Source organism: Streptomyces sp. NRRL WC-3549, from assembly GCF_000721935.1.
In the GTDB taxonomy this organism is placed as follows: domain Bacteria; phylum Actinomycetota; class Actinomycetes; order Streptomycetales; family Streptomycetaceae; genus Streptomyces.
This window is the reverse complement of the sequence record NZ_KL585440.1, coordinates 42,657-51,184: the sequence shown is the minus strand read 5'-3', so window position 1 is coordinate 51,184 and position 8,528 is coordinate 42,657. Positions and strand designations below refer to the sequence as shown.

The window sequence follows — 8,528 nt, the reverse complement described above, 5'->3', positions numbered from 1 at the left end:
CAGCCGCACCACCCCGGCGGCACGCGCGACCACCACGTGTCCGGACTCCAGCGGCTGGCGCAGGGCGTCCAGCGCGCGGCCGGAGAATTCCGGAGCCTCGTCCAGAAAGAGGATCCCGCGGTGTGCCAGCGAGACCGCGCCGGGCCGTGGCAGGCCGTTGCCGCCGCCGACCAGCGACTGCATGGTCGCCGAGTGGTGCGGGGCGCAGTACGGCGCCCTGGTGACCAGCGGTTCACCCGGGGGGAGGATGCCCGCCACGGAGTGCACCGCCGTCACTTCGAGGGATTCCTGCCGGGTCAGCGACGGCAGGATCCCGGTCAGCCGCTCGGCCAGCATCGTCTTCCCCGCCCCCGGCGGACCGGAGAGCAGCAGATGGTGTCCGCCGGCCGCGGCGACCTCCAGCGCGGTACGCGCCCGGCTCTGACCGGCCACGTCCGCCAGGTCCGGCGGCTGCCCCGACCCCCGGCCACCGCTCGCCACCAGTCCGGTTCCGACCCCCGCCCCCGGCACCATGAGCCCGGCCTGCAGGGGGTCGGGCCGGCTCCGGTCGGCCACGGGCTCGTCCGGCACGGGTTCGTCGGCGAGCACGGCGATCAGCTGGCGCAGGCTCCGTACGCCGAGGACCGAGACGCCCGGCACCAGGGCGGCCTCCCCGGCGGTCTGCTCCGGCACCACCACCTGGCGGTACCCTGCCTCCGCCGCGGCCAGGACCGCGGGCAGGACACCGCGCACCGGGCGCACCCGGCCGTCCAGTCCCAGCTCCCCGATCATCACCACGTCGGCGATGGCCGACGGGTCGATCCGCTCTGCGGCGCCCAGCACCGCACACGCCACGGCGAGGTCGAACCCCGACCCTCCCTTGGGCACGGAGGCCGGGGACAGACCCACCGTGAGCTTCTTCTGAGGCCACTCGGCCCCGGAGTTGACGACCGCCGCCCTGACCCGGTCACGGCTCTCCACCAGGCTCTTGTCCGGCAGTCCGACCAGGGTGAACGCCGCCACGCCCGGCTCCAGATCGGCCTGGACCTCCACCACCACGCCCTCGACGCCCACCAGCGCCACGGAACACGCCCGCGCGAACCCCATCAGGCCACGCCCCGCACATGCTCGGCGACCGGTGCTCCGCGCCGGGGGAGGACCACGCCGACCAGGTCGATCCTGACCCCGCCCGGCGGTGGCCCGCCGTGCTGCGCGAGCCAGATCTCCGCGAGTCTGCGCAGCCGGTCCGCCTTGGCCGGGGTGACGGCCTGCATCGGATGCTCGAACGAACCCGCCCTGCGGGTCTTCACCTCGCACACGACCACCGCGTCGCCGTCCCTGGCGACGATGTCGATCTCTCCCGTGCGACAGCGCCAGTTGCGCTCCAGCACGGCCATCCCGGCTTCGGTCAGCAGCCTCGCCGCCAGATCCTCGCCGTACCGCCCGAGTTCCCCCCGTGCGTTCATCCCGGCACCACCTCCGGCACCGACTCTGACGCGTTCCGCCCGAACTGTTGGATCTTGGTGGATAACTCCGTCGATGTGGATATTCCGGCCACCCGTGCGAGTGAAGCGGCGGCCGGAGACGGAAGCCGAGGCATGAAGCCGGAGGACAGGAAGCCGGAGGACGGGAAGCCGGGGGCAGGAAGCCGGGGTCCGCGGCCGGACGGCCAGGCCCGGTCAGCCGCCGGGAAGCTCCAGGTCGCTCTTGTTGAGCTCCTCGATGTTCACGTCCTTGAACGTCAGTACCCGGACCTGCTTGACGAACCTGGCGGGCCGGTACATGTCCCAGACCCAGGCATCGGCCATGGAGACCTCGAAGAAGACCTCGCCCTGTACGGAATGCACCTGCATCTCGTAGTCATTGGTCAGGTAGAACCGACGCTCGGTCTCGATCACGTATTTGAACAGACCGACGACGTCGCGGTACTCCCGGTAGAGCTTCAGCTCCATCTCGGTCTCGTACTTCTCGAGGTCCTCGGCGCTCATGGCATGTTCCCCTTCAGCCGTGCGTCCCCCCATTGTGCGTCAGCCACGACCGCCTCCGGTGGTTTAGGCGATTTCGGGGGCGAGAACGAGCGGGACACGTGGAGGGCCCTCGTCGAGCAGCGTCTGCAGCAGTCCGGCGAGTCTGGTCGGGTACACCGTCTCACGCGTCGCCAGGAGTTCGGCGGAGGTCCACCACCTCAGGCCGGCGACACTGCGCCGCTCCAGCTCGGTGAGGCCGCTCCGATCGGTGGCGGTCCGCTCCGTCCGCGCCAGGTAGTACCACTCGTCCTGCTCCCAGCGCCGCCCGTCGAACGGGAAGGAGCAGACGCGGGTCCACAGCAGCGGACCGAGGACGGCCTCCCTGATACCGGTTTCCTCGGCGAGTTCCCGCAGCGCCGCCTCCTCGCGGCTCTCCTCGCCCTCCAGGCCGCCGCCCGGGGTGAACCACCAGCGCGTCGACGGCTCCGACGGCTCGAAGCCGTGCAGCAGCAGGATCCTGTCGTCGGGGTCCAGGAGGACGACCCGGGCGACCCTGCGCGTCTCAGTGGCCACCCGTGGACGCCTCCGCCCGCTTCCTCCGGCGCGCGGAGCGCGCGGCGAGCGGTCCGTAGGCGGACCCGCCCAGGATGAGCAGCACGCCCGCCGCCACGGCCCCGGCCTGGAGCGCCAGCGGCCCGGCCGCGGACACACCGCCCGGCAGGGCCGCGAAGGCCTCCGGCCGGCCGATCATGCCGTTCAGGGGCCACACCACCGCGTCCACCCGGGCCTGTACGGCGCCGCGCGGCACCGCGCCCTGGCCGGCGTCCTGCAGATGAACCCGGGAATCCAGCGAGCCGTTGCGCTCGTCGCCCAGGAGGAAGAGCTTGCCCTCGGGCACCTTGGCGGTGAACTCCTGGCCGGAAGCCGGGCTCCCGGCCGACGGCGCCTCGCCGTCCGCCCGCAGATACGGTTCTTCGATCGGCTTGCCGTCGACGGTCAGCCGGCCGGCCTCGTCGCAGCAGGCGACCGTGTCCCCGCCCACCCCGACGACCCGCTTCACCATCGGCGTCGCGCCCCACACCTCGTCGGTGAAGACGACCACGTCGCCCCGGGTCACGTCATCGCCGTCCACACGCTCCGCGAGCACCCGGTCACCGGCGTTCACCGTCGGGGACATCGACGAGGTCGGCACGGTGTACGGCCGGTACACCACCGCCGCCCAGGCGAAGCCGCCGAGGAAGAGCACACAGCCGACGGCCACGGCCAGGTTCGACAGCACACTGCCGAGCCGGCCGCGGCCGTCATCCGTACGTCCTGTTCCACTCATCCCAGCGCTCCCCCATCGGAGATCGACACTCGCTGATCCGAGTCGGCACCCTACCCGTCGGTACGCCCGCGGGTCAGCCTCCTGCGGCGCCAGAACACGAGGGGCAGCGCCCCGGCCACGCCGAGTGCGCCCGGAACGGCGGCGGCCGCGGCCGCGTTCAGACCGGGCTGGTCGAAGGTCTTCGGGATCGGCAGGGTCGCCCAGCGGTTGATCGGCCACGCCACGACGACGGCCCGTCCGACCACCTCGTCCACGGAGACCGTGCCCTGCCCGGGGAGCTCCTGGTGGTAGCGGGAGTCCAGCGAGTTCTGGCGGTGGTCGCCCATGACCCAGATCCGGTCCTTGGGCACGTGGATCGGCCCGAAGGGCTGGTCGTCGCAGGCGCTGTTGCCCTCGAAGATGAACGACTTGTCGTCCAGGGCCTTGCCGTTGACCGTGACCGGTCCGTTCTTCTTGCACTCCACCGTGTCACCGCCGACCGCGATGACCCGCTTGATCAGGTCCTTCTCCTCGGCGGACGGCATCAGCCCGATGAAACTCAGGAACTTCTGCACCGCGTTGGGCTCGGGCGTCGCGGTGTCCTCCAGCCAGCCGCCCGGGTCGTGGAAGACCACGACCTCGCCACGCTCCGGCTCCGCGCCGAACCAGGGCGTCAGCTTGTCCACCAGCACCCGGTCACCCCGTTGCAGCGTGTTCTGCATGGAGTCCGAGGGGATGGAGAACGCCTGCACCAGGAAGGTCTTGATCAGCAGCGCGAGGACGAGCGCGATCCCGATGAGGAGCGGCAGCTCCTTCCAGAACGAGCGCGGCTTGCCCTGGGCCGTGCTGCCGCCTCCCTCGGGGGAACCTTCGTCCGCGGAGTCTCCGCCCGGGGGCTCGGCACCCGGTGGCTCGGAGCCCGCGGACTCGGAGTTCACGGCCCCGTAGTCCTGGCCTCCACCGTCACCCGCCGCCGGAACGCCGCCGTTCGAGGGCCGGTCCTCGGGTCCGTCGTGTCCGGATCGTGCGCCGACCGCCAAATCCCCCACATCCACTCCTCACTCCGTGCCACCGCCCGCGCCCGAATCGGCGCAGGCCCACCACTCCCATAACGAGCGGGAGTTCCGCAGGGGTCGGGAGCAGGACCATTCCGTTGAGATCCTGGGGGCCCACACTATTCGACGGGCCGGGCCCCGCAGCCGCCCCGGCACGCCCGCCGGACACGGTCGCGTACGTCGCCGGCTCCTCGAGTCTGCTCCAGTGGGCGAAGGGCCAGGCGATCACCACCGCACGTCCGACGACCTGCTCCTCGGCGACCGTCCCCTGGTGCGGCTCGTCGAGATGGAACCGCGAATCCGCGGAATTGGACCGGTGGTCGCCCATGACGAACAGGCGCCCAGGGGGAACCTTTACCTCGAATTGGACCGTGGATGGGGCGCTGTCCGGATGCAGGTAGGGCTCGTCCAGCGGCACGCCGTTGACGGTGACCCTGCCGTCGGTCCCGCAGCACGTGACCGTGTCGCCGCCCACACCGACCACCCGCTTGATCAGGTCCTGCTCGTCCTGCGAGGGCAGCAGTCCGATGAACGTCAGCAACTCCTTGACCTGCTTCACCCCGACGGGCGACTCGTCGGCCACGGCCTCCTCCCGGGGCAGCCAGCCGCCCGGGTCCTCGAAGACCACGACGTCGCCGCGCTCGGGCACGGCTCCGAACCACGGTGTCAGCTTGTCCACCAGCACCCGGTCGCCGATCTTGATCGTCTGCTCCATCGACCCGGACGGGATCACGAAGGCCTGGACGAGGAACGTCTTGAGCACCAGCGCGATCACCAGCGCCACCAGGACGAGAAGGGGGATCTCCCTGAGCGCGGACCCGCGTCGGCGGCGCTTCACCCTGCGGGCCAGCTTGCGGCGCTCGGCGCGGGTGGGCAGCGAGCGGGGCCCGGCCGGCCCGGTGCCCGTGGACGCCGGTACGTGCGCGTCCGGCTCTCCGCGTCCGCGCCCCCGCCTACCCACGGTCCTCGCCCGCCGGCCGTATGCCGGTGAAGGCGTCGGTCCCCTCCAGCGACCCGATCCTGCCCAGCGGCCAGCCGAACCAGTCGACCCGCCCCACGACCCGGTCCACGGGCACCATCCCGCCGCCGGGCTCCCCGAGGTGGTCACGGGAGTCGCGCGAGCGGGAACGGTGGTCGCCCATCATCCACAGCAGGCCGTCGGGCACCACGACGTCGAAGTCGACCTGGGACGGACGGTCACCCGGGTGCAGGTACTCCTCGTCGACCGGGTCGCCGTTCACCTCGATCCGGCCGCGCTTGTCGCAGCAGACCACGCGATCGCCCCCCACGCCCACCACCCGCTTCACGAAGTCGGTCTCCTCGGGCTCGGCCAGCCCCAGGGACGAGGCCACCCCGCGCAGCGCCGCGGTGACGGGGTCCTGACCGGCGGTCTCCGGTACGAAGGAGCCGGTGCCGTCGAAGACCACCACGTCACCGCGGCGCGGCTCGGCGCCGAAACGGTACGCCAGTTTGTTGACCAGCACCCGGTCCCCCACCCGCAGGGTGGGCTCCATCGAGCCGCTGGGGATGAGGAAGGGCTGCAGCACGAAGGTGCTGAACAGCAGCAGGGCGACCATGCAGAACGCCCCCAGCAGGGCGGCGCGCCGCCAGGGCGCCCGTACGGCCTCGGGGTCCCCGACATGCGTGGAGCGCGACCCCTCCTCCGTCCCGTCCGCCGGGCCGGAGGAGCGATCGCGCTCCGTGTGCTGTGCTTCCGTGTCCATCGGGGCCGAATCCTATCGGTCCGCGCTGTGGACGCCGGAGGGGAATCAGCGGTCGCGCTTCTCCTTGATCTTCGCGGCCTTGCCGCGCAGCTCACGGAGGAAGTACAGCTTGGCGCGACGGACGTCACCGCGGGTGACGAGCTCGATCTTCTCGAAGATCGGGCTGTGCACCGGGAAGGTGCGCTCGACGCCGACGCTGAAGGAGACCTTGCGGACCGTGAAGGTCTCGCTGACGCCCGAGCCCTGGCGGCGGATGACGATGCCCTTGAACTGCTGGATACGGGAGCGGTTGCCCTCGATCACGCGCACGTGGACGTTGACCGTGTCACCCGGGCGGAAGGCCGGGAGGTCGGTGCGGAGCGAGGCGGCGTTGACGCCATCGAGCAGGGAAGCCATGTTGTCTGCTTTCTTCGCCGATGCCACAGGTCATCGACGGGAGAGAGTGAGGTTCGGATGCCGTTCGCGTCGGGCGGGCGTCGTTCCCCCTGTGGCAGGGGCGCACGCCGGACGTACGGCTGACCTATTCTTCCACGGCCTCGGGCCTGCGCCAAAATCGCCCGCCGGGCTCCGGGGACCAGCCGAGGATCGAGAGGATCTCGCGGTCCTTCTTGTCGAAGCCGGACGCCTCGCACCGCTCGATGAGATCGGGCCGGTTGAGCGCGGTCCGGCGGAACGCCTCGTCACGGCGCCAGCGTGCGATCTTCCCGTGGTGGCCGCTGAGCAGCACGTCCGGGATGCCGCGCCCGCGCCACTCGGGCGGCTTGGTGTACACCGGCCCTTCCAGCAGGTCGGCCATCGCCCCGGGGGCGAAGGAGTCGTCCCGGTGGGACTCGGCGTTGCCCAGGACGCCGGGCAGCAACCGGGCCACCGCCTCGGTGACGACCAGGACGGCGGCTTCCCCGCCGGCCAGGACGTAGTCCCCGATGGAGACCTCCACCACGGGCAGCCGGGTCGCGTACTCCTCGGTCACCCGCCGGTCGATGCCCTCGTACCGGGCGGGGGCGAAGATCAGCCAGGGCCGTGCGGAGAGCTCGACGGCCAGTTCCTGGGTGAAGGGCCTGCCGCTGGGGGTCGGCACCACGAGCGCGGGCATGTGCGCCCCGGCCTCGTAGCCGTCGGCCAGCACCTCGTCCAGGGCCTCGCCCCACGGCTCGGTCTTCATGACCATGCCGGGCCCACCGCCGTACGGGGTGTCGTCCACCGTGTTGTGCCGGTCGTACGTCCAGGCGCGCAGGTCGTGGACGTGGACGTCGAGCCGGCCGCGGGAGCGGGCCTTGCCGACGAGCGAGACGTTCAGCGGCTCCAGGTACTCGGGGAAGATCGTGACGACGTCGAGCCGCATCAGGCGTCACCCTTCGGCTGCCCGCCGGCCCGCTCGTCGCTCTCCTCGTCCCGCGCGGACGCGACGACGGCCTCGCTCTCGTCGATCAGGCCGGGCGGCGGGGTGATCACGGCCCGCTGCTCCTCCAGGTCGATCCCGGTGACGATCTCCTCCACGAACGGGATCATCACCTCGCTGCCGTCCGGCCGTTCCACGATGAACAGGTCCTGCGACGGAAGGTGGCTGATCTCGGTGATCCGGCCGATCTCGGTGCCGTCGGCCAGGACCACGTCCAGGTCGATCAGCTGGTGGTCGTAGAACTCGTCCTCGTCCTCGGGGAGTTCCGCGGGGTCCACCTCGGCGATGAGCAGGATGTTGCGGAGCGCCTCGGCGGCCGTACGGTCCGGGACGCCCTCGAAGCGCAGCAGGAGCCTGCCGCTGTGCACCCGGCCCGACTCGATCGTCAGGGGGCCCTTGTCCGCCGGGGCCGTGGCCAGGACGGCCCCGGGCCCGAGCCGGAGTTCGGGCTCGTCGGTGCGCACCTCGACGGTGACCTCGCCCTTGATGCCGTGGGCGCGGCCGATCCGCGCCACTACCAACTGCACGCTGTCTCTCCCGGTGATGGTGTACGTACGGACGACAAAGGCCGGGGACGGCTCGAAAGCCCTCCCCGGCCCCGGCCGGTGTTCAACTCTTCAGCGAACCTGGTCCACATCGACGAGGTCGACACGGATACCACGTCCGCCGATGGCACCCACGACGGTACGCAGGGCGCGCGCGGTGCGGCCGTTGCGGCCGATCACCTTGCCGAGGTCCTCGGGATGGACCCGGACCTCGAGCACACGTCCACGGCGCAGGTCACGCGAGGCGACCTGCACATCGTCGGGGTTGTCGACGATGCCCTTCACGAGGTGCTCAAGAGCCTCCTCGAGCATGCTCAGGCCTCGGTCGACTCGGTGGACGCGGCGTCAGCCTCGTCCGCCTTCTTGTCCGACTTCTTGGCCTTCTGGGTGATGGCCTCACCCTTGGCCTCGTCGCCGTCCGCGCTCAGGGACTCGAAGAGGGCACGCTTGTCAGCCTTGGGCTCCGGCTGCAGCAGCGGCGCGGGGGCCGGAAGGCCCTTGTGGGCCTGCCAGTCACCGGTGAGCTTCAGGATCGCGAGAACCGGCTCCGGCG

The 8,528-nt window shown here is 71.4% G+C and carries 12 protein-coding genes and 1 pseudogene; all 13 read right to left on the bottom strand.

Going from position 1 to position 8,528, the window contains the following annotated elements; translation table 11 throughout:
* Nucleotides 1-1,086 (bottom strand): YifB family Mg chelatase-like AAA ATPase (locus IH13_RS0133120; RefSeq protein ID WP_031090314.1); only part of this gene is annotated, 1,086 nt, incomplete at its 3' end.
* Nucleotides 1,086-1,445 (bottom strand): YraN family protein, encoded by a 360-nt coding sequence (locus IH13_RS0133115; RefSeq protein WP_031090313.1) that lies wholly within the window; start codon nt 1,443-1,445, stop codon nt 1,086-1,088. The genes IH13_RS0133115 and IH13_RS0133120, both read right to left, overlap by 1 nt.
* 213 nt (nt 1,446-1,658) lie before the next feature.
* Nucleotides 1,659-1,967: a DUF2469 domain-containing protein gene (locus tag IH13_RS0133110; protein WP_003965949.1), complete on the bottom strand. Its 309-nt coding sequence runs from the start codon at nt 1,965-1,967 to the stop codon at nt 1,659-1,661.
* A gap of 63 nt (nt 1,968-2,030) precedes the next feature.
* The gene (locus IH13_RS0133105; RefSeq protein ID WP_031090311.1) at nt 2,031-2,519 is read right to left on the bottom strand and encodes an NUDIX hydrolase; all 489 of its coding nucleotides are present in this window, start codon (nt 2,517-2,519) and stop codon (nt 2,031-2,033) included.
* Nucleotides 2,509-3,273, bottom strand: coding sequence for a signal peptidase I (gene lepB / locus IH13_RS0133100; RefSeq protein ID WP_031090309.1), 765 nt, complete (start codon nt 3,271-3,273; stop codon nt 2,509-2,511). The genes IH13_RS0133105 and lepB (IH13_RS0133100) overlap by 11 nt, the downstream gene beginning before the upstream one ends.
* 50 nt (nt 3,274-3,323) lie before the next feature.
* Nucleotides 3,324-4,292, bottom strand: coding sequence for a signal peptidase I (lepB, locus tag IH13_RS0133095; protein ID WP_031090307.1), 969 nt, complete (start codon nt 4,290-4,292; stop codon nt 3,324-3,326).
* A complete protein-coding gene (gene lepB, locus IH13_RS0133090; RefSeq protein ID WP_031090305.1) occupies nt 4,216-5,268 on the bottom strand; it encodes a signal peptidase I in 1,053 nt (350 codons plus the stop codon). The genes lepB (IH13_RS0133095) and lepB (IH13_RS0133090) overlap by 77 nt, the downstream gene beginning before the upstream one ends.
* Nucleotides 5,261-6,031: a signal peptidase I gene (gene lepB, locus IH13_RS0133085; protein ID WP_031090303.1), complete on the bottom strand. Its 771-nt coding sequence runs from the start codon at nt 6,029-6,031 to the stop codon at nt 5,261-5,263. The genes lepB (IH13_RS0133090) and lepB (IH13_RS0133085) overlap by 8 nt, the downstream gene beginning before the upstream one ends.
* A gap of 45 nt (nt 6,032-6,076) precedes the next feature.
* Nucleotides 6,077-6,427, bottom strand: a complete 351-nt coding sequence (gene rplS, locus IH13_RS0133080; RefSeq protein ID WP_014048592.1) for a 50S ribosomal protein L19 — start codon at nt 6,425-6,427, stop codon at nt 6,077-6,079.
* Nucleotides 6,428-6,551: 124 nt separating this feature from the next.
* Complete coding sequence (gene trmD / locus IH13_RS0133075; protein ID WP_031090301.1) at nt 6,552-7,373, bottom strand: tRNA (guanosine(37)-N1)-methyltransferase TrmD; 822 nt, start codon at nt 7,371-7,373, stop codon at nt 6,552-6,554.
* Nucleotides 7,373-7,957, bottom strand: a complete 585-nt coding sequence (gene rimM, locus IH13_RS0133070) for a ribosome maturation factor RimM (RefSeq protein WP_031090299.1) — start codon at nt 7,955-7,957, stop codon at nt 7,373-7,375. Before rimM ends, trmD begins: the two co-directional genes overlap by 1 nt.
* 90 nt (nt 7,958-8,047) lie before the next feature.
* Nucleotides 8,048-8,287 (bottom strand): RNA-binding protein, encoded by a 240-nt coding sequence (locus IH13_RS0133065; protein ID WP_014048589.1) that lies wholly within the window; start codon nt 8,285-8,287, stop codon nt 8,048-8,050.
* 2 nt (nt 8,288-8,289) lie between these two features.
* Nucleotides 8,290-8,528, bottom strand: a pseudogene (locus IH13_RS0133060) (30S ribosomal protein S16); the annotation flags it as partial.

Excerpts from the sequence above, each read along its gene's own strand:
- IH13_RS0133065 (WP_014048589.1), bottom strand. The coding sequence starts at position 8,287 with ATGCTCGAGGAGGCTCTTGAGCACCTCGTGAAGGGCATCGTCGACAAC.
- IH13_RS0133115 (WP_031090313.1), bottom strand. The coding sequence starts at position 1,445 with ATGAACGCACGGGGGGAACTCGGGCGGTACGGCGAGGATCTGGCGGCG.
- rplS (WP_014048592.1), bottom strand. The coding sequence starts at position 6,427 with ATGGCTTCCCTGCTCGATGGCGTCAACGCCGCCTCGCTCCGCACCGAC.
- IH13_RS0133110 (WP_003965949.1), bottom strand. The coding sequence starts at position 1,967 with ATGAGCGCCGAGGACCTCGAGAAGTACGAGACCGAGATGGAGCTGAAG.
- lepB (WP_031090303.1), bottom strand. The coding sequence starts at position 6,031 with ATGGACACGGAAGCACAGCACACGGAGCGCGATCGCTCCTCCGGCCCG.
- lepB (WP_031090309.1), bottom strand. The coding sequence starts at position 3,273 with ATGAGTGGAACAGGACGTACGGATGACGGCCGCGGCCGGCTCGGCAGT.
- trmD (WP_031090301.1), bottom strand. The coding sequence starts at position 7,373 with ATGCGGCTCGACGTCGTCACGATCTTCCCCGAGTACCTGGAGCCGCTG.